The organism is Thalassospira profundimaris, from assembly GCF_003326675.1.
GTDB lineage: Bacteria > Pseudomonadota > Alphaproteobacteria > Rhodospirillales > Thalassospiraceae > Thalassospira > Thalassospira aquimaris.
In genome coordinates this window covers 242,384-260,936 of sequence record NZ_JPWF01000006.1, presented here as the reverse complement: position 1 = coordinate 260,936, position 18,553 = coordinate 242,384, and the positions used below count along the sequence as shown (strand labels likewise).

The following is an 18,553-nucleotide window of genomic DNA, read 5'->3' as shown; positions in this document are numbered from 1 at the left end:
ACGAAAACGGCCGGGGTATATTGCCCCGGCCGTTTTGCTTTATCAGACAAGTGCATCGCCAAAGAATGCGACCATCCGGTCAAACGGGATCACATCAAGCTTGTCATACAGATCGGTGTGATTGGCCCCCGGAACGATCAAAAGTTCTTTCGGCTCGGCAGCAGCTTCATAGGCGGTTTCACTGAAATAGCGCGAATGGGCATTTTCGCCGTGGATCAGCAAAACCGGGCGCGGTGAAATTTCCGAGATATAGCTCAGGATCGGCATATTCATGAAACTCAGCGGCGTGGTCTGGGTCCAGGCATTGCCGGAATTTACCGCCCGTGCATGATAGCCACGCGGGGTGCGGTAATAGTCATGATATTCAAGAACAAACTGCGGTTCGCCACCCTGAAGATCAAGCGAAGGTGGGCCATAGTCCGGTGCGCCATTTGCGGCATCTTCCCAACGCTGGCGGCTCATTTGTTCAAGCGCCTGGGTGCGTTGTTCAAGTGTAACGCTGTCATTATAACCCTTCGACATCACGCGGGTCATGTCATACATGGTGCTGGCAACCACGGCTTTGACGCGCTTGTCCGCGGCAACAGCATTCAGCGCCATACCGCCCCAGCCGCAAATACCGATCACACCGATGCGTTCCCGATCAACCGAACCATGCAGGCCAAGATAATCGACCGCTGCCATGAAGTCCTCGGTATTGATATCAGGCGATGCAACGTTACGCGGTTCACCACCGCTTTCGCCGGTATAGGACGGATCAAATGCCAGGGTAACAAAGCCACGCTCGGCCATGGTTTGGGCATAAAGACCCGATGACTGTTCCTTGACCGCACCAAACGGGCCACAAACCGCGATTGCCGGCAAGGCACCCTGCGCACGATCCTTGGGCAGGTAAAGATCGCCCACCAGTGTAATGCCGTAACGGTTGGTAAAGCTGACTTTTTCGTGGTCGACTTTATCGCTTTGCGGGAAAACCTTGTCCCATTCCCTGGTCATGTTAAGTGCCTTTGCATTTGCAGTTGCAGTTGCCGTATTTGCGATGGCAGCAAGGCCCAATGCAGCCACACCGGCACCTGCCATCTGTAACACGCCACGGCGATCAAGATTAACAGCATCCTTCTTCGTCACTGCGTCATGGGTTTGAATGTTTTTGGTCAATTCCATCTCCTGAGTGTTTGGGTCAGTTTAACCGGCTTCAACAGGCGCTGCCCGTTACCGATCAGGATCACGGCAAGGGCCGCAAGCGCGACGCTGCCAACGAAAGTTGCGGTGATTGAAAAACTGTCAAGAAGCAGGCCCCCAATCAGGGCCCCCAGCAGGATTGAGCCCTGAATAGCGGCAACCATCAGGCTGCCGCCTGCTTCGGGGGCATCCCCCACATTCCGGGACATCCAGGTCATGAAAATCACCGAAAGTGCGGTATTCATACCGCCCCACCCCGCCAGCAAAGCAGCCGTCATAACGGTCGAGCTGCCCGTGAACAAAAGTGCCAGCGTGATGGCCCCCATGATCAGGGCCGGCAGTTTCAAAAGCGGAGCAATCTGCTGCCCGACAAAGCGCCCGGCAGCCCAGGTTCCGATAAAACCGGCAAGTCCCAGCACCAGCAGCAAAAGCGACAATGTCGTTGCATCCGCGCCGTTAAACTGTTCGAGAAACGGACGCAGATAGGTGAACATGGTAAAGGCCGATCCCCAACTGAGCATCGCCGCGATCAGGCCGCGCCTGAAATAGGGGCGCGCCAGAACATCGATCAGCGTTCCGAAATTTTGCCGACGGCGTGCGGGCAAGGACGGCAGGACGCTCAGTTGCCAGACAAGGTTGACCGCAACCAGCGGCGTTAACGCCCAGAAAACCGCCCGCCAGCCAAATACATCGCCAAGCCACGCCCCAAGCGGTGCCGCAAAGGCCGATGCAATGGCCTGCCCGCCATACATGATCGATAAGGCGCGTGGCACGTCTTGGGGCGGCACCAGCCGCATCATGATCGCGGTTGCCAGTGCCCAGAACCCGCCAATGCAAATTCCAAGGATGGCGCGCCCGGTGATCAAGGCCGCAAAGCTCGGTGCCATCGCAACAATCACCAGCGACGCCAACATCAACATGGTCAGCGCGATCAGGACCGATTTGCGGTTGATCTGCCCGGCCACCGTTGTGATCAGCAAACTGGCAACCAGTGCGAACAGGCCGCTGATTGAAATGGCCTGACCTGTGGCCCCTTCGCTTGCGCCCAGCCCATCTGCCATTGGGGTTAACAAGCTGACCGGCATGAATTCGGATGCCAGCAACAGGGCAACGCACAGCGACATCGACAAAACAGCGCCCCATGCGGCGGTTTGTCTGTTTGCTGGATCGGTTCGGGTGGTGTCAGTCATGAATATCTTCCGGTTCAACATATCGTCACCAGAAGATAGTGGCTTCTCGTCAATCTGATTAGACGGGAAAAATAGCATGGACTAATCGATCTCATCGATTAATTATAGATCCATGGCAAATACTGATTTCAATGACCTGAAATGGTTCGGCATCGTTGCCGAGGAACGCAATTTCACCCGGGCGGCAGCACGGATTGGTGTTGCGCAATCAACCCTGAGCCACGCGATCAAACGTCTGGAAGAAAATATTGGCATCCGTCTTCTGACCCGGACAACGCGCAACGTTGCCCTGACGCCTGCGGGTACTCAGTTACTATCAACCGTCTCGCCCCGCCTTAAGGAAATCGAAGGCGAGATCGACGCCCTTATGGCGTTCCGCGACAAGCCATCGGGTTCCATCCGGTTGACATTATCCGATCACGCGCTTGAAACAGTCGTGTGGCCAAAGCTTAAACCGATCCTGATGGCTTATCCCGATATCAACATCGAATTCAGCATCGATAACGGATTTCGCAATATCGTCGAAGACGGGTTTGATGCCGGGGTGCGGCTTGGCGAAAGTGTTGAAAAGGACATGATTGCGGTTCGTATCGGCCCCGACTGGCGCATGATCGCCGTCGCCTCCCCCGCCTATTTGACCGAACATGGTGTGCCTGAACATCCCCAGGACCTGCTGACACATAACTGCGTCAATATGCGTCAGGAACGGCTTGGCGGTCTTTACCCGTGGGAGTTTGAAAAGGACGGAAATGAAATCAACGTCCGTGTTGATGGCCAGATCACCTTTAACAATTCATACGCCATGATGGATGCCGCCCTAAGCAGCATCGGCATCGCCTTTGTCCCCAACAGCCTTGCCGACCATCACATCGCGGCGGGAACCTTGCAGCTTGTGCTTGATGACTGGTCCCCGTTCTTTGACGGCTATTTCCTGTATTACCCGACCCGCCGCCAAAACCTGCCGGTGTTCAGGGTGATCGTCGACGCCCTGCGCCATCGCGGGCGTTAGGTGGAAGCGGCTTTTGAGTTTAGCAGAGACTGTAGCTATACAACTCGCCATCAAGCAACTTCAAGTGAGCGGTATGTGCGTATCTGGAAAAGAAAGCGGGAGGGACAAGCCTGTGAAGAGTCCGGTGAGCATGTATTCCCACCACTAAAAGGTGTGGTAGATACAATATCATGAAACCGGCAGCACAGGAGAAACGTATGAAAACGGTGCTTAAAAATGAAAGGTAGGGACCGGAATGCCCCCTGCTGGTGTGGTTCTGGCAAAAAGTATAAGAAATGTCACCTAAACAGAGATACTCAGCCGAAGGAAAACCCTTGGTCTACAATTGAGATGAACCGGAAGGCATTCAAACAGAAGAAATGTTGTGCTCACGGAGTAGGTTTGGGCCCTTGTGAAGGGGGAGTAATTAAAGCTCATACAATTTCCTGCGGGCCAAACTTGACTAAAATAGCTGAGAACGGCCATGTAATTCAGTATAGGGCCGACATCGTAGATCTAAAGAAAAACGGCAGGTCTCTGTCGGCAAAGAAAATTGGAATCAAAGACGCATCAACTTTCTATGGCTTTTGCAGCAAGCACGACCGGGAACTGTTTTCCTGCATAGAGAATGAAGCGTTCAGTGGTCGACAAGACCAGTGTCTTGCAGTTGCTTACCGCACATTGAGTCGAGAGCTCTATGGAAAAGATGCTCTAGCTCATTTGCGAGAAACATTGCGAAACGCCGACAAAGGCATGCAACTTTTTGAGCAGTTGGCGGTTCAACAAATACTAGACGAGATCAACTTGGGGAATGAGGCTGCGCGAAGAGATCTTCAAGCTACCTTTGATTTGCTAACCGTCTCCCTAGTGGAGAACCGACGAGATGCCATCAGTTCACTTGTTCTTGAGCTATCAGCTCCTCTACCATTCATGTTCGCTGGGGCTTGGTCACCCTTTACTGATCTCTATGGCAATGAGATCCAGAAGGGTTATGCAGATGAACGGCTCAAACAGATCTTCTTTTCATCATTTTCTGGCACATCCAACACTATGGTTTGCATCTCGTGGCTAGACATTGACAGCTCTGCTGGAAAGGTCATTGCAGATCAAATCAAAGCGCTGTCAGCCGACACGCAAGCTTCGGCTTGCTTACAAATGGTCGCCAAACATGCTGAGAACATTTTTTTCAATCCCAACTGGTTCTTTCGCCTAGCTAGCAAACAAAGAGATCAACTAAATAAGCTAACAGCAAGCGGTATCGATTTAATGGGGAGCGTCCCGTCAGCGCCCGTCTGCTTGGATACAACTTTCGATCTCCCAAGCGTAGTGCGATCATTTGAAGTGTAACTGATTAACTCTGCTTGCTCAGACCGGCGTCGAGGTCACCAAATTCGATTTCTGCCGTGGCAAATATTTGCCATCGCCCTTCTGTCCTGTCACCTCTCCATCCATCACCACGGTTTTGCCGCGCACGATGGTGTGGACCGGCCAGCCTTTGACTTCAAGGCCTTCATAGGGGCTGTAGTCGCAGCCCTGTTGCAGGATGTCGTTGGTGATGGTGACGTTTTTGTTGGGGTCCCAAAGGGCCAGGTCTGCGTCCGAGCCAATCGCGATTGTGCCCTTTTGCGGGTACATGCCATAAAGTTTGGCGTGGTTGGTCGATGTCAGGGCAACAAAGCGGTTGAGGTCGATGCGGCCCTTTTGCACGCCTTCGGAAAACAGGATCGGCAGGCGGGTGGCAACACCGGGAATGCCATTGGGGATCCAGCGGAAGCTTTTCTTGCCCTTTTCATTCAGCTTGCCTTCCGGGTCGTTAAAGCGGAACGGGCAATGATCGGACGAGAACAGGTCAAACACCCCGCGTTCAAGACCATCCCAGCAGGCATCCTGACTTTCCTTGTCGCGCGGCGGCGGGGAGCAGACGAATTTCGCCCCTTCAAGTTCATCCTGATCCAGATCATCGGCAGTCAGCATCAGATATTGCGGGCAGGTTTCGCCCACGACCTTACTGCCACGAACGCGTGCGCGTTCGATTTCTTCCATCGCCTGCCGGTTGGAGACATGGACGATGACAATCGGCGTATCAACGATTTCGGCCAGTGACAGCGCGCGATGGGTGGCTTCGCGTTCGGCGGCAATCGGGCGCGTGGTGGCGTGTGATTTGGCGGAAAATTCGCCGGCCTCTTCGTGCTGTCCGATCAGGAAGCGAATGGCGTCTTCGTTTTCGCAATGAACCAGCACAAGCGCGCCGGTACGCCGGGCGGCATCAAGCGTATCAAGGATTTCATCATCGCGCAGACGCAGGTTTTCATAGGTCATGAAAACCTTGAACGAGGTATAGCCGTCCTCGACCAGGGCCGGGAGTTCCTGCCCCAGGACCGAGGGCGTCGGATCGGTGACGATCATATGAAACGCCACATCAATATGGCAATTACCGTCGGCCTTGGCGTGATAGACATCCAAGGAATGGCGCAGGCTGTCGCCCTTTTCCTGCATGCAGAATGCAAGGATCGAGGTATTGCCGCCAATGGCGGCCGAGCGTGTACCCGTTTCGAAATTATCGGCCATGACGATGCCATCGCCCGATGGCTGATCAATATGGACGTGGCTGTCGATGCCGCCGGGCATGACATAAAGCCCGGTGGCATCAACAATATCATCAGCCCCGTCAAGGGATGCAGCGATGGCAGAAATCCTGCCATCCGTAATCCCGATATCGGCGCGATAGGTATCACTGGCGGTCACGATGGTGCCGTTTTTGATAATGCGGTCAAACTGCATGATACATCCCCTGCTGGCTGCCTGATTTCCCGTGATGGTCCTTATTGATCCGATGCATCAAGCAATCGATCAAAGGCCGCAGTCAGGCGGTCGACCTGTTCGATGGTGTTATAATGCACCATCGAAACACGCAGTGCGCCGCCATTATCAGACAGACCCAGATATTCGACCAGACGGCGGGAATGGAAATCCCCGAAACGGATGGCGATTTTTTCACGGTCAATAATCTTGCAGACTTCCTCGGCATTGCGGTTATCAAACCGGAAACTGATGGTCGGAATGCGCGTGCCGTCGCGATTGTCGGCCTGCCCGATCACCACGCAATCATTGCGCCCGCGCAGATATGACAACAACCGTTCGGTCAGGGCATTTTCCTGAATGGTGATGGCATCATAGGCGGCAACGATTTTATCGCGCACCGATCCGGTTTCCCCGGCCCGTTCGCCCAGTTCGCACAGGTAATCAACAATACCGCAAACCGAATAGGCCATTTCATAGCTGGGATTGCCCGGCTCCAGCTTGCCGGGGACTTTATCCTTGCCATAGAAATAATGATAAAGCGTATCAAGTTCGAGAAGCAGGTCATACTTCCCATACATCATCGCCCCGTGCGGACCATAGGTTTTATAGAGGCTGAAGACATAATAATCGGCATCAAAGGCCTGCACATCAACGGCACGGTGCGGCGCATAGGCCACCGCATCAATGCAGATTTTGGCCCCCATCGCATGGGTGTAATCGGCGAACTGGCGGACCGGATTGACCTCGCCCACGATGTTTGACACATGGGTCACACAGACAAGTTTAGTCTGATCGGTCATGACAGCCTTAAGCCCGTCCAGATGCAGACGCCCGGTCTTGGCATCGGGTTCCCAGAAGCGAACTTTTACGCCGAATTCTTCGAGTGCCACCCAAGGGCCGATATTGGATTCATGATCGCCGATGGTGACAACGATTTCATCGCCTGCGGCAAACTGGCTGCGCATGGCGCGTGCAAGGTTTTGCACAAGAACGGTGGTCGACGCGCCGAAAATGATTTCCTCGGGACGGGACGCATTGACCAGTTGTGCGGCACTTTTGCGCGCATCAAGCAGGGCCTCGGCCGCGCGTTTGGAAACCTCGTAAGAACCGCCGATCTGCACATTGCGATTGATCAGGAAGCTGTTGATACGGTCAAGCGCCTTGGTCAGGATTTGCGACCCGCCGGCATTGTCAAAAAAGGCCCAGCCATTTGAAAGTGCTGGAAACTGGCTATGGACATATTCCATATCAAGGGTGCGTGTGTTTGCCATGAAAGGCATCCTCCGGGTGTATGGTTTCTATTTTTAATGATCGAGAACGGCGTGGAGGAAATTCCGCGTGCGTTCTTCTTTGGGGGCGTCGAATATTTCGGTGGGTGTGCCGGCCTCGATGATGTTGCCACCATCCATGAACAGCACCCGGTCGGCGACCTGACGGGCAAAGCCCATTTCATGGGTCACGACGACCATGGTCACCCCGGTCCCGGCGAGCTTTTTCATCACATCAAGCACCTCGCCGACCATTTCGGGATCAAGGGCCGATGTCGGTTCATCAAACAACAGCACCTTGGGTTCCATGGCCAGCGCCCGGGCAATCGCCACGCGCTGTTGCTGCCCGCCGGAAAGCTGACCGGGGTATTTTTCGGCCTGAACCGAGATGCCGACACGATCAAGCAAATCACGGGCACGTTTTTCGGCGTCGGCCTCGCTCATGCCGCGCACCCGGATCGGGGCCAGCATGACATTGCGCAAAACGGTCATGTGCGGGAACAGGTTGAAGGACTGAAACACCATGCCGACTTCGGCCCTGACATCGGCAAGATCGCGACCGGGACGCACCGGAATGCCATCAACGATGATCTCGCCGTCATTTTCGAACGGTTCGAGATGGTTGATGCAACGGATCAGCGTTGATTTCCCCGAACCGGACGGACCGACAACACAGACGACCTCGCCCTGTGCGATTTCAAGATCAATGCCGTGCAAAACGGTGAAATTGCCATAGGCCTTGCGGAGGTTTTTGATTTTGATCAGGGGCGCTTTCATCATGATCTCCCGCGGCTAAAACGTTTTTCAAGGCGGGCGACGAACCGCACCATCGGCAACAGCAACAACAGATAGATCACGGCCGCCCCGATCAGCGGCGTCGGGTTGGCAGAAAGTGCCTGTGCCTGGGTCGCCTGTTTGAGCAGGTCGGGCATGGCAACAACCGATGCCAGCGCGGTATCCTTGAGAACGTTGATACAGTTATTGGTCAGTGGCGGGATGACGATGCGGATCGCCTGGGGCAGGATCACATCGGTCATGGTATAGCGGCTGGAAAGACCAAGGGCGGCGGATGCCTCGAACTGGCCTTTGGGGATGGCTTCGATCCCGGCGCGGAAAATTTCGGCGGTATAGGCCGCCGATACCAGCGTCAGCGCCGTTACCGCCGAAAAGAACGGCGACAGGCGAATACCGACAAAAGGCAGCGCGTAATAAACAATGATCAAAAGCACCAGAAGCGGGATCGAGCGGAAGATATCGATATATCCGCGCACCAGCGCATTGGTAACCGGCCCGGCATAAAGCCGCAAAACAGCCAGGAAAAGCCCGCCAATCAGACCGGCAATAATACTTGTGACGCCAATCCCGATGGTCACAAGCAGGCCGTTTAACAATTGCGGCAGGCTGGCAACCAGGACGGGGATGTTAAAGAAAGTCGAAAATAAATCCATTTCACCACCAGTTCAAATTCACCCTGCCGACAATGCCGGGAGCCGCATGCCAATATCGGGGGCATCATCGGCAGGGTTGATGTGCGATATGCGCGATTATTTCAGGGTCGGCATATCAAGCACTTTGACCGTCGAGGTGGTGTCTTCCGGCGTTGCGCCGAACCAGGTTTCATGCAGACCGGCGATGAAGCCTTCTTTTTTCAGTTCGGTGATCACGTCATTGACTTCGGTCGCAAGCGGGGCGTCCTTGTTGAACATGATCGAGTATTTTTCGCCCGTGGTGATGCGTTCAACAACCTTCAGGCTCGGCTTGTCCTTGACGTAGTACAGCAGTGCCGGAATGTCGCTGATATAGCCATCAATACGGCCCGCGGTCAGATCAAGCATCGCAGGCGAAAGACCTTCGTAGCGACGGACATCCTCGATGCCGTATTCGCCACCACTTTTGGTCACCCACATATCCCCGGTGGAGCCTGTATCAACGCCAACGACTTTACCCTTCATGGCATCAAGGCCGGTGATGCCGCCTGCGGCCGTCGCGGTCAGGGACTGGTCACTGTCGTAATAGGGCTGTGCGAAGGTCACGGACTCAAGACGCTTGTCGGTGATGGTGATCGACGAAACCGCCATGTCGATGCGGCCCGACTGCACTGCCGGGAACAGACCGTTGAACGGAATATTGACGAATTCGACGCTTTTACCCAGACGCTTGGCGATTTCGTTGACCAGATCGACTTCAAAGCCGACGACGGTGCCGTCTGCCTGCTCGAACTCCCACGGAACGTTGCCGATATTGGCGCCAACGGTCAGATCGGCGGCATTGGCGGAACTTGCGACACCCATCGCGAACACCCCACCAACAACAGACGCCGCAACATATGAAAAGAACTTCATCTTATTACCCTTGTGTTTTTTGCTATCCCTGATAACTACTGGTCTAACTGGTCTGACCAGTTAGACCACAAGGAAACATAAATCCGAAACCGTTGCAAGTGGGTTGGAGAAAAATCGTGACAAGCACACAACCAGCGCGGTATTCGCTTTAAGAACAAGGAACGAGGGAAGAGCAATGTTCAACAGGACCCTATTGCCGCAATCTGTGGCGCGGGAAATTCAGGGAATGATTCAGGATGGCACCCTGAAGCCCGGCGAAAAGATCCCCTCGCAGCGCGAATTTGCGCAGAAATTCGGGGTAAGTCGCGCGTCGCTCCGCGAAGCCCTTTTAACGCTTGAAACCCTTGGCCTGATCAAGACCGAAGCCGGTCGAGGCACCTTTGTCACCGCAGGCGGCGGTAAATCAGAAGGCGATATGGCCCCCTGGCGCTATTCGGAAACCCATAGCGTTTTTGACGTTTTCCAGACCCGCATGATCCTTGAAAGCGAAATTGCCGCCCTTGCCTGCGGGCGATTGGCCGCAACCCAGTTTGACGCAATGGAAGACGCCACCAACCGCATGGAAAAATGCTGGGCTGATCAGGACCTTATTGCCAATGTCGAGGCCGATCTTGAATTCCACGGCACCATCGTTGCGGCATGCAGCAACAGCATGTTGCGCGATCTTTACAAGACCGTGCGCGACCAGATCACCGAAACCCAGCGCCAGCCGATTCCGATCACCGACCCGGAACGCATGCGCGAATCCATTGGCGAACACCGCAAAATCATGGCGGCCCTGCGCGACAATGACCCGGAACGCGCCCGCAAGGAAATGCAAACCCATGTCCGCAACACCGCACGCTGTGCTGGTTTGCAGGCCTGATCAGCCCCCAACACCTGTTCCCTTATAAAAACGGCAGCATGTTTTTGACGTGATCGGCAAAGGCGGTTGTGGCCGGGTTTTGGGTGCCCTCGCCTGCGATGACTTTCAGGCCAAGTTTGGGCAAGGCAGGCAGCGGGGCCTTGAGGATATACAGGTCATTGGGCACCGCCTTTTGCATCATCACACTGATGGCAAGACCCGAACGGGCCACGGCGATCAGTCCGGTCAGGCTGCTGCTGGCATAGGAAATCTTGTAGGGAATTTGAACGGCCTCGATGGCATCACACGCGGCCTTGTGATCAAGGGCGTTTGATGCGGGCAAGGCCAGCGGGATGGTTCGGGCGGTTGTCGGGCTGTCGCCTGCCCCTGATCCATCGCTGATAGTGTTTCCGATCCCGGTTCCAATTCCTGTACCGAAATCATGCAGATCAAGGGTCGGCTTGGCACCGACCCAGGCAAGTTGTTCGGTCCTTGCGATATCGGGTTCCCCGTCCGGGTTGGCGACCGAGACCAGTGCCAGATCAATCTGGCGGGCCCGCAGCATTTTGTGAAGTTCCGGCGTCGGGGCCGAAACCACCTTGATTTCGACATCCGGGTAGATCGTCCCGAAGCTTTTAAGCAGGGCCGGGAAAAAGGCGATCAGGTAATCCTCGGGACAGCCAAACACCATGGAACCGCGCAGACCCCGGTCGGAAAAGGCAAAAACCGCCTCGTCATGCAATTTCAAAATCCGTTCGGCATAGCCAAGAAACCGTTCACCACTTCCGGTCAGGGTAACGCCACTGCCGCTGCGATGAAAAAGCGTCTGGCCCAGCGCATCTTCAAGACGCTGTATCTGCATGCTGACAGTTGATTGCGTGCGCCCGACCTGAAGGGCGGTGGCACTGAGCGTCCCGGAATGGGCGGCGCGCACAAAGGTCGTCAGCAGTTTGAGATCAAGCAAGGTTTGCATGGCTTTGCCACCGCATATCAATTTTTCCAATACCGGAATGCCATCATTATCAATTTTACGAAGATATCAACAGCCGATACCCTGTATCCATCAAAGACACACGCCTGCAGGGAGCCAACCATGTCAAACAATGCCGATCCGAAATTCTGGGATGCCGCCAAAAAGCACCTGATCCGCTATGGCGGAACGTTCGAACCAGCCATCATTGAACGTGCCAAGGGATCGTTTGTGTATGATGCCGATAATCGCGCAATCCTTGATTTCACATCCGGGCAAATGAGCGCGGTTCTGGGCCATGGCCATCCGAAAATTGTCGAGACCGTGCAGCGCCAGGTCGAAACGGTCGCCCATCTGTTTAGCGGCATGTTGACCCGCCCGGTGGTGACCTTGGCCGAACGACTGGCCGCGCTTGCGCCGGGGCTTGATCGCGTGCTGTTGCTGTCCACAGGGGCCGAAAGCAACGAAGCCGCCATTCGCATGGCAAAGCTTGTGACCGGCAAGCATGAAATTGTGGCGTTTTCCAAAAGCTGGCACGGGATGACCGGGGTTGCGGCATCGGCGACCTATAGTGCGGGACGCAAGGGTTATGGCCCGGCGGCGGTCGGATCGCTTGCCATTCCGGCCCCCAATGCATTTCGTCCGCGGTTTAAAAATGCCGACGGGTCGCTTGACTGGCAGACCGAACTTGATGACGCCTTTAACCTGATTGATGCGCAATCAACCGGCAATCTTGCAGCTTTCGTCGCCGAACCGATCTTATCAAGCGGCGGGATGCTGGAACTTCCCAAAGGTTACCTTGCCGCACTCAAGCAGAAATGCGTTGAACGCGGGATGCTTTTGATCCTGGATGAGGCGCAAACCGGCATTGGCCGCACCGGAACCATGTTTGCCTTTGAACGGGATGGCGTGATGCCCGATATCCTCACCCTTTCAAAAACCATCGGGGCCGGATTGCCGCTTTCGGCTGTGATGACGACGCCGGAAATCGAAGATACCGCCCATGAAAAGGGCTATTTGTTCTATACAACCCATGTGTCCGACCCTCTGCCCGCCGCAGTTGGCGTGACGGTGCTGGATGTGGTGGCCGAGGAAAATCTTGTGGCCCGGGCAGGTCACATGGGCAAACGGCTGTTTGACGGGTTGGCCGCACTGAAAGACCAGTATTCATGCGTGGGTGATGTGCGCGGACGCGGGCTTATGCTTGGCATGGAGATCGTCAAGGATGGCGGTGCGCCCGATCATGATCTGGGGGCCGCGATTGCGAGCGAGGCGTTTAAACGCGGGCTTAGCATGAATATCGTCAAGCTTCCGGGCATGGGCGGTGTGTTCCGCATTGCCCCGCCCCTGACCATTACCGAAGAAGAACTTGATCTTGGCATTTCGATCATCGGGGACAGCATTGCCGCAAGCCTTACTGGTCGCTGATCACCTTCACATCAGTTGACAGACCGGACGAAACAAAGGTGAAATCAGGCAAAGCCAACCTTCACAAAGGTCTTGTCATGATCCGCCATATCGTTCTGGTCAAATTCCAATCGGGCATCAAACAGGATGACATCACGTCCCTGTTTGATGCCCTTGCCAATCTTGGCACCCTTATTCCCGGCATGCGGGGCTTTGACGGCGGCATATCGGTCAGCCCGGAAAACCTTGAACAGGGTTTCCGCCACGGGTTCTGCATCGACTTTGATGATGCCGCATCACGCGACGCCTATCTTGAACATCCCGAACATCAGAAACTTGGCGGGCAACTGGTCGGGATGCTTGACGGTGGTTTGGCGGGGTTGGTGGTGTTTGATCTTGAAGTATAAAAATCAAGGAACTACTAGACTAATGAAACTGGTCGGCTGTGCGCTGAAAGTGCCCAATGAACAAAGGCCAATTTTCCGGGGGCTCTTTACCTTGAAAAATGAATAGATTTTCAATTCTGCTAGCTCTACTGCCGATTTCCTTGCCACCCTCTAACGGCCCAACCTGCGGCCAAAGTTCGTCTACCATCATCACAACCAAAGCAGAACTGTATAGATAACCTCCTTTCGTTCTTGCGGCTTTGTCTGCTATCGCATTCTGTTGAGATTGGTTTTGTGCAACCTTATATACAGGCCAAGGCTTGTATTCCGAAATCGCCCGACTTAGGCGAGATCGTTGCACTTGCACCTCCCGAATAAACTTAGACAAGGACTTCTGTAGAGCTTGATCAGAGTGTTCTATGCACACTTTCAGGGCTTCAACATAGGTTGGATCCAGCTCAGGCAACTCCGGGCTTATGTTTCGCCCCTTACACATATCCAAAGACGTCACAAATGACTTTATGGAAATATCATGTAGCCCAGCAATCACCAAAGGCATTGCGCTTTTAGTTGCGACAAGTTGCCTTTCTCGCTCATCATTCACTACTTTATATTGCTGTCGAATTTGCCATAATATCAGCAAAGCAGTGACAGCAGCAGCCAACACGCCCAACACACCGGCTGCTAGTGTTTCATGATCGTAAACCCATTTCATCAAGTTCGTTCTTGACGAGATTTCAACGAGCAAGCCAAAACAAACAACACCAAGCAATGCTCCGCCAAAAACCAATGGCGTAACTTCATTCGACCTCGTAATCATTTTGCAAATCTTCTCCAAACCATCCCGGATTACAACCTAATTTAGCAGTAGATTGGCAACAAAACGCATAAATTGTTTTCCGGATTTCATCCAATCAAAACGACAGAAAGCATCAGACAAGACAAATTACTTTGAGATTTTGGATTACAGGCTTGGCTTTCTTCCGAAAGGATTCCGATGAAAGAGACCTCCTTAATCATAAATAAAAACGATCCGGCTACTCGACCACCGGAAGAAATCGATTTACCAAACGACACAAAAAACGTCGAGATAGCTACGAATGCCTCAAACGGTCAAATTATCTCGGTCGATCATTTGTGGGATACATTCTTTGATAGCCCATCGGTCAGTCTCGATTTCATGGAAGATCGCAACCAGCCGAAAGTGTAATAAAATACTTTGCGCAACATCAAAGAACACCTGCGGACAACCCTTTAGGATCATTCCAGAAAATCGGACATTGCAAGCGTAAGCGAACTCTGGTCAGATATTACGATCAGAGATTGTAGATCCCTTGCCAAATTGCCCTGGCCCCGTTTCTCGGAGAATGGAATGAAGAACCTGCGTTCTGTGCTGATTGTTCTTGTGGTGATTGTTGTGGCGGCCGGTGGCGGCTTTGCCTATTGGAAATCGCAGCAATCCGAACTTCCATCCTATATCGCGTCGGGCAATGGCCGGATTGAATCCGAAGAAATCCGCATTGCAACCAAATATGCCGGACGGGTTGATGAAGTCCTTGTTGACGAGGGCGATATGGTCAGCGCCGGTCAGGTTCTGGCACGTATGGATACTGCCGAACTGATGGCCAGTCAGGCGCGTGCGCGCGCCGAGGTTGCCGGGGCAGAACAGGGCATTGCCGAGGCAGAGGCATTGATTGTTCAGCGCAAAAGCGAGCTTTCCTTTGCCCAGCAGCAATTGATACGCGCCAATGAATTGGTAAAAAACAACAATATTTCACGTGAACAGGTTGATCAGCGCCGGGCGGACCGCGATGTGGCGCAGGCAGCTCTTAGCGCATCGGAGGCAAAGCTTGTCAGTGCCAAGCGCAATGTCGAGGCGACCGAGGCCGAACTGAAACGTATTCAGGTTCAGATTGATGACGCGGTCCTGAAAGCGCCGCGTGATGGCCGCGTGCAATATCGTCTTGCCGAACCGGGCGAGGTTTTGTCGGGCGGCGGGCCGGTGATCACGATGATTGATCTGAGTGATGTTTACATGAATGTGTTCCTGCCCACCCGTCAGGCAGGCCTGGCCTTTGTCGGCAACGAAGCCCGCATTCTTCTTGATGCTGCACAGGGCTTTGTAATCCCGGCCAAGGTATCGTTTGTTGCCGATGATGCGCAATTCACCCCGCGCGAGGTCGAAACGCGGTCCGAGCGTGACAAGCTGATGTTCCGGGTCAAGGTGCGCATTGATCGGGAATTGCTTGCCGAACATATCAAGCGGGTCAAAACCGGCCTTCCCGGCGAGGCCTATATCATGCTGGCCGATCACAATGACTGGCCACCGCAATTCACCCCGAATGTGCCCGATGACGCCACCCTTCGTCAGAGCATGCAATAATGGCGGGCGTGGAAGCGCACCCCGATCACGGCACCGGACAGAGCGGAAACAGCCCCCATGCCGTGCGGCTGCAGGATGTTTGCCATCACTATGGCAAGGTCACGGCCCTTGATCACATCAATCTGGAAATCCCGACAGGACAGACCGTGGGCTTTATCGGCCCGGATGGTGTGGGCAAATCCACCGCCCTTGCCCTGATATCGGGGGCGCGCAAGGTTCAGGATGGCTTGGTTGAAACGCTTGGTGGATCAATGGGGGACCGCACGCACCGCAATGCGGCCCTGCCCCGGATTGCCTATATGCCGCAGGGACTTGGCAAGAACCTTTATATGGATTTGACGATCCGCGAGAACCTTGATTTCTTTGGCCGGTTATTTGGTCAGGGCAAGCGCGAACGCAACGAGCGGATCGCATCCCTTACCAGGGCGACCGGACTGGCGCCGTTTACCGAACGCCCCGCCGGAAAGCTTTCGGGCGGGATGAAGCAGAAACTTGGTCTTTGCTGTGCGCTTATTCATGATCCCGATATCCTGATTTTGGATGAGCCGACCACCGGGGTTGATCCCCTGTCGCGCCGGCAATTCTGGCAACTGATTGATGCGATCCGCCAGACACGGCGTGAAATGACGGTTCTTGTCGCCACCGCCTATATGGATGAAGCCGCCCGGTTTGATCATTTGATCGCGATGAATGACGGCAAGGTTCTTGCGACCGGCAGTGCCGACGACATTCTGGGCCGTACCGGCACTGACAGCCTTGAAGCCGCCTTTATCGCCCTTTTGCCCGAAGAAGAACGCAGCGGGCATCATGAACTGATCATTCCGCCGCGCACCGAACATGGTGATACACCGGCCATTGTTGCCGAAAATCTGACCCAGCGATTTGGCAGCTTTACCGCCGTCGACAATGTCAGTTTCCGCATCGAGAAAGGCGAGATTTTCGGGTTTCTCGGATCAAATGGCTGTGGCAAGACCACGACCATGAAGATGCTGACCGGGCTTTTGGCGGCAACCGAAGGCACGGCAGAGCTTTTTGGCAAGCCGGTTGACGGACAGGATATCGAGCTTCGCCGTCGGGTCGGGTATATGAGCCAGGCCTTTTCACTTTATTCCGAGCTGACGGTTCTTCAGAACCTTGAACTGCATGCAAGGCTGTTTCACCTGCCAAATGACCAGATCAAGCCGCGCATTGCCGAGCTTTCCGAACGGTTCGGGCTTGGTGAATATCACCATGATCTGGCCGAGCGCCTGCCCCTTGGTGTGCGGCAACGCTTGTCTCTTGCGGTTGCGATCATTCATGACCCGGAAATCCTGATCCTTGATGAACCGACATCGGGTGTTGATCCGGTGGCGCGTGACGGTTTTTGGGAATTGCTGGTCGAACTTTCGCGCAAGCAGGGTGTGACGATCTTTATTTCCACCCATTTCATGAACGAGGCGGAACGGTGTGATCGCATTTCGCTTATGCATGCCGGCAAGGTTTTGATCAGCGACACGCCCGACGCAATCACCAAGGGACGCGGATCAGAAACCCTTGAAGAAGCCTTTATCAGTTATCTGGTCGAAGCCAGCGGCGAACAGGAAAACGCCCCCGAACCGGAGCCAGATCAGATTGCGGGGGATGACATTCAGCCCGATCACTGGAAACCGGCAAAGGCATCGATCTTCAGCCCGCGGCGGTTATGGGCCTATTCACTGCGCGAGACCATGGAACTGATCCGTGATCCGATCCGTTTGATGTTTGCCCTGATCGGGACGGCGATCCTGATGCCGGTCTTTGGTTACGGGATTACATTTGACGTCGAAAACCTGACCTATGCGGTGCTGGATCGTGACCAGACACCCGAAAGCCGGACCTATATCGAAAACCTTTCGGGATCGCGGTATTTCCGCGAACAGGAACCACTGATCAGCAATGCCGATCTTGAGGCACGATTGCTTTCGGGGGACATATCCCTTGCCATTGAAATACCGCCCGGCTTCGGGCGCGATGTTGGCCGGGGTGCCAGCCCGGAGATCGGGGCGTTTATTGACGGCACCATGCCGTTTCGCGCCGAAACCATTCATGGCTATGTCGAAGGTATCCATCAGCGCTATCTGAGCGAGAGCGCGCTTCGCAAAAGCGGCAGCACCACCAGCACCCTGCCCGCCCAAATCGAAACCCGGTATCTCTATAATCAGGATTTCAAAAGCATCTATGCCATGGTGCCGTCGGTCATTGCCCTGCTTTTGATGTTTATTCCGGCCGTCCTGATGGCAGTTGGCGTGGTGCGTGAAAAGGAACTGGGATCGATCACCAATCTTTATGTGACGCCGGTTTCCAAGCTTGAATTCCTGTTGGGCAAACAATTGCCCTATATCGGGCTGGGCCTGATCAACTTTGTCCTGATGACGGCGATGGCGCTTTTCTGGTTTGAGGTGCCGTTGCGCGGCAATGGATTGACGCTTCTGGTTGGTGCGATCCTGTTTGTGATTGCGACCACCGGACTTGGGCTTTTGATCTCGTCCTTTACCAGCACACAGATCGCAGCGCTTTTTGGCACCGCAATCATTACCATGGTGCCATCGGTGATGTTTTCGGGGATGATGCAGCCGGTCTCGACGCTGAGCGGCGCACCCGCCGTCCTTTCGACCATCATTCCGACATCGCATTTCATGTCGATCAGTGTGGGGACATTCACCAAGGCGCTGGGCTTTGCCGAGCTTTATCCCGAATTGATCAAGCTTGCGATTTTCTTCCCGGCACTGAGCATCATATCGATGCTGCTTTTGAAAAAGCAGGAGGCGTAAGA

General features: G+C 54.4%; 17 protein-coding genes. 8 read left to right on the top strand and 9 right to left on the bottom strand.

Going from position 1 to position 18,553, the window contains the following annotated elements; genetic code table 11:
* Positions 1-42: 42 nt before the first annotated feature.
* Positions 43-1,158 carry an alpha/beta hydrolase gene (locus TH19_RS11080; protein ID WP_258547917.1) on the bottom strand — a complete coding sequence of 372 codons (1,116 nt, stop codon included), beginning with the start codon at positions 1,156-1,158 and terminating at the stop codon, positions 43-45.
* Positions 1,155-2,372: an MFS transporter gene (locus TH19_RS11075; protein WP_114102412.1), complete on the bottom strand. Its 1,218-nt coding sequence runs from the start codon at positions 2,370-2,372 to the stop codon at positions 1,155-1,157. The genes TH19_RS11080 and TH19_RS11075 overlap by 4 nt, the downstream gene beginning before the upstream one ends.
* A gap of 112 nt (positions 2,373-2,484) precedes the next feature.
* On the opposite strand from TH19_RS11075, the gene TH19_RS11070 reads away from it, so the two are divergent.
* Both TH19_RS11070 and TH19_RS11065 read left to right on the top strand, forming a co-directional pair.
* Complete coding sequence (locus tag TH19_RS11070; protein WP_114102411.1) at positions 2,485-3,381, top strand: LysR family transcriptional regulator; 897 nt, start codon at positions 2,485-2,487, stop codon at positions 3,379-3,381.
* Between the two features lie 216 nt (positions 3,382-3,597).
* The gene (locus tag TH19_RS11065) at positions 3,598-4,707 is read left to right on the top strand and encodes an SEC-C domain-containing protein (protein ID WP_114102410.1); all 1,110 of its coding nucleotides are present in this window, start codon (positions 3,598-3,600) and stop codon (positions 4,705-4,707) included.
* An 18-nt stretch (positions 4,708-4,725) separates the two neighbouring features.
* Here the strand turns inward: TH19_RS11065 and hydA are convergent, their stop codons facing one another.
* From hydA to TH19_RS11040, 5 genes are all read right to left on the bottom strand, one after another.
* A complete protein-coding gene (gene hydA / locus TH19_RS11060; RefSeq protein WP_114102409.1) occupies positions 4,726-6,141 on the bottom strand; it encodes a dihydropyrimidinase in 1,416 nt (471 codons plus the stop codon).
* Positions 6,142-6,182: 41 nt separating this feature from the next.
* Positions 6,183-7,433, bottom strand: a complete 1,251-nt coding sequence (locus TH19_RS11055; protein ID WP_114102408.1) for a cysteine desulfurase-like protein — start codon at positions 7,431-7,433, stop codon at positions 6,183-6,185.
* A gap of 33 nt (positions 7,434-7,466) precedes the next feature.
* Complete coding sequence (locus TH19_RS11050) at positions 7,467-8,207, bottom strand: amino acid ABC transporter ATP-binding protein (protein ID WP_114102487.1); 741 nt, start codon at positions 8,205-8,207, stop codon at positions 7,467-7,469.
* Positions 8,207-8,878 carry an amino acid ABC transporter permease gene (locus TH19_RS11045; protein WP_114102407.1) on the bottom strand — a complete coding sequence of 224 codons (672 nt, stop codon included), beginning with the start codon at positions 8,876-8,878 and terminating at the stop codon, positions 8,207-8,209. The genes TH19_RS11050 and TH19_RS11045 overlap by 1 nt, the downstream gene beginning before the upstream one ends.
* A gap of 96 nt (positions 8,879-8,974) precedes the next feature.
* The gene (locus TH19_RS11040; protein ID WP_114102406.1) at positions 8,975-9,772 is read right to left on the bottom strand and encodes an ABC transporter substrate-binding protein; all 798 of its coding nucleotides are present in this window, start codon (positions 9,770-9,772) and stop codon (positions 8,975-8,977) included.
* A gap of 175 nt (positions 9,773-9,947) precedes the next feature.
* On the opposite strand from TH19_RS11040, the gene TH19_RS11035 reads away from it, so the two are divergent.
* Complete coding sequence (locus tag TH19_RS11035) at positions 9,948-10,637, top strand: FadR/GntR family transcriptional regulator (protein ID WP_114102405.1); 690 nt, start codon at positions 9,948-9,950, stop codon at positions 10,635-10,637.
* A 22-nt stretch (positions 10,638-10,659) separates the two neighbouring features.
* Here the strand turns inward: TH19_RS11035 and TH19_RS11030 are convergent, their stop codons facing one another.
* The gene (locus tag TH19_RS11030; RefSeq protein ID WP_114102404.1) at positions 10,660-11,589 is read right to left on the bottom strand and encodes a LysR family transcriptional regulator; all 930 of its coding nucleotides are present in this window, start codon (positions 11,587-11,589) and stop codon (positions 10,660-10,662) included.
* 120 nt (positions 11,590-11,709) lie between these two features.
* Here TH19_RS11030 and TH19_RS11025 point away from each other — a divergent pair, with 120 nt between their 5' ends.
* Both TH19_RS11025 and TH19_RS11020 read left to right on the top strand, forming a co-directional pair.
* Positions 11,710-13,014: an aspartate aminotransferase family protein gene (locus tag TH19_RS11025; protein WP_114102403.1), complete on the top strand. Its 1,305-nt coding sequence runs from the start codon at positions 11,710-11,712 to the stop codon at positions 13,012-13,014.
* Positions 13,015-13,052: 38 nt separating this feature from the next.
* The gene (locus tag TH19_RS11020; protein WP_258547916.1) at positions 13,053-13,400 is read left to right on the top strand and encodes a Dabb family protein; all 348 of its coding nucleotides are present in this window, start codon (positions 13,053-13,055) and stop codon (positions 13,398-13,400) included.
* A 19-nt stretch (positions 13,401-13,419) separates the two neighbouring features.
* On the opposite strand, the gene TH19_RS11015 is transcribed toward TH19_RS11020, so the two are convergent.
* Complete coding sequence (locus TH19_RS11015; RefSeq protein WP_114102402.1) at positions 13,420-14,199, bottom strand: hypothetical protein; 780 nt, start codon at positions 14,197-14,199, stop codon at positions 13,420-13,422.
* A 177-nt stretch (positions 14,200-14,376) separates the two neighbouring features.
* Here TH19_RS11015 and TH19_RS11010 point away from each other — a divergent pair, with 177 nt between their 5' ends.
* The 3 genes from TH19_RS11010 to rbbA all read left to right on the top strand — a co-directional run bounded on the left by TH19_RS11010 (position 14,377) and on the right by rbbA (position 18,551).
* Positions 14,377-14,589: an AbrB/MazE/SpoVT family DNA-binding domain-containing protein gene (locus TH19_RS11010; RefSeq protein ID WP_114102400.1), complete on the top strand. Its 213-nt coding sequence runs from the start codon at positions 14,377-14,379 to the stop codon at positions 14,587-14,589.
* Positions 14,590-14,751: 162 nt separating this feature from the next.
* Positions 14,752-15,762 carry an HlyD family secretion protein gene (locus tag TH19_RS11005; protein WP_114102399.1) on the top strand — a complete coding sequence of 337 codons (1,011 nt, stop codon included), beginning with the start codon at positions 14,752-14,754 and terminating at the stop codon, positions 15,760-15,762.
* Positions 15,762-18,551: a ribosome-associated ATPase/putative transporter RbbA gene (gene rbbA / locus TH19_RS11000; RefSeq protein ID WP_114102398.1), complete on the top strand. Its 2,790-nt coding sequence runs from the start codon at positions 15,762-15,764 to the stop codon at positions 18,549-18,551. Before TH19_RS11005 ends, rbbA begins: the two co-directional genes overlap by 1 nt.
* The last annotated feature ends 2 nt before the right edge of the window (positions 18,552-18,553 follow it).

Coding starts and splice junctions, on each gene's coding strand:
- hydA (WP_114102409.1), bottom strand. CDS start 6,141: ATGCAGTTTGACCGCATTATCAAAAACGGCACCATCGTGACCGCCAGT.
- TH19_RS11035 (WP_114102405.1), top strand. CDS start 9,948: ATGTTCAACAGGACCCTATTGCCGCAATCTGTGGCGCGGGAAATTCAG.
- TH19_RS11050 (WP_114102487.1), bottom strand. CDS start 8,207: ATGAAAGCGCCCCTGATCAAAATCAAAAACCTCCGCAAGGCCTATGGC.
- TH19_RS11075 (WP_114102412.1), bottom strand. CDS start 2,372: ATGACTGACACCACCCGAACCGATCCAGCAAACAGACAAACCGCCGCA.
- TH19_RS11005 (WP_114102399.1), top strand. CDS start 14,752: ATGAAGAACCTGCGTTCTGTGCTGATTGTTCTTGTGGTGATTGTTGTG.
- TH19_RS11010 (WP_114102400.1), top strand. CDS start 14,377: ATGAAAGAGACCTCCTTAATCATAAATAAAAACGATCCGGCTACTCGA.
- TH19_RS11055 (WP_114102408.1), bottom strand. CDS start 7,433: ATGGCAAACACACGCACCCTTGATATGGAATATGTCCATAGCCAGTTT.
- TH19_RS11045 (WP_114102407.1), bottom strand. CDS start 8,878: ATGGATTTATTTTCGACTTTCTTTAACATCCCCGTCCTGGTTGCCAGC.
- TH19_RS11070 (WP_114102411.1), top strand. CDS start 2,485: ATGGCAAATACTGATTTCAATGACCTGAAATGGTTCGGCATCGTTGCC.
- rbbA (WP_114102398.1), top strand. CDS start 15,762: ATGGCGGGCGTGGAAGCGCACCCCGATCACGGCACCGGACAGAGCGGA.
- TH19_RS11030 (WP_114102404.1), bottom strand. CDS start 11,589: ATGCAAACCTTGCTTGATCTCAAACTGCTGACGACCTTTGTGCGCGCC.
- TH19_RS11040 (WP_114102406.1), bottom strand. CDS start 9,772: ATGAAGTTCTTTTCATATGTTGCGGCGTCTGTTGTTGGTGGGGTGTTC.
- TH19_RS11025 (WP_114102403.1), top strand. CDS start 11,710: ATGTCAAACAATGCCGATCCGAAATTCTGGGATGCCGCCAAAAAGCAC.
- TH19_RS11015 (WP_114102402.1), bottom strand. CDS start 14,199: ATGATTACGAGGTCGAATGAAGTTACGCCATTGGTTTTTGGCGGAGCA.
- TH19_RS11065 (WP_114102410.1), top strand. CDS start 3,598: ATGAAAGGTAGGGACCGGAATGCCCCCTGCTGGTGTGGTTCTGGCAAA.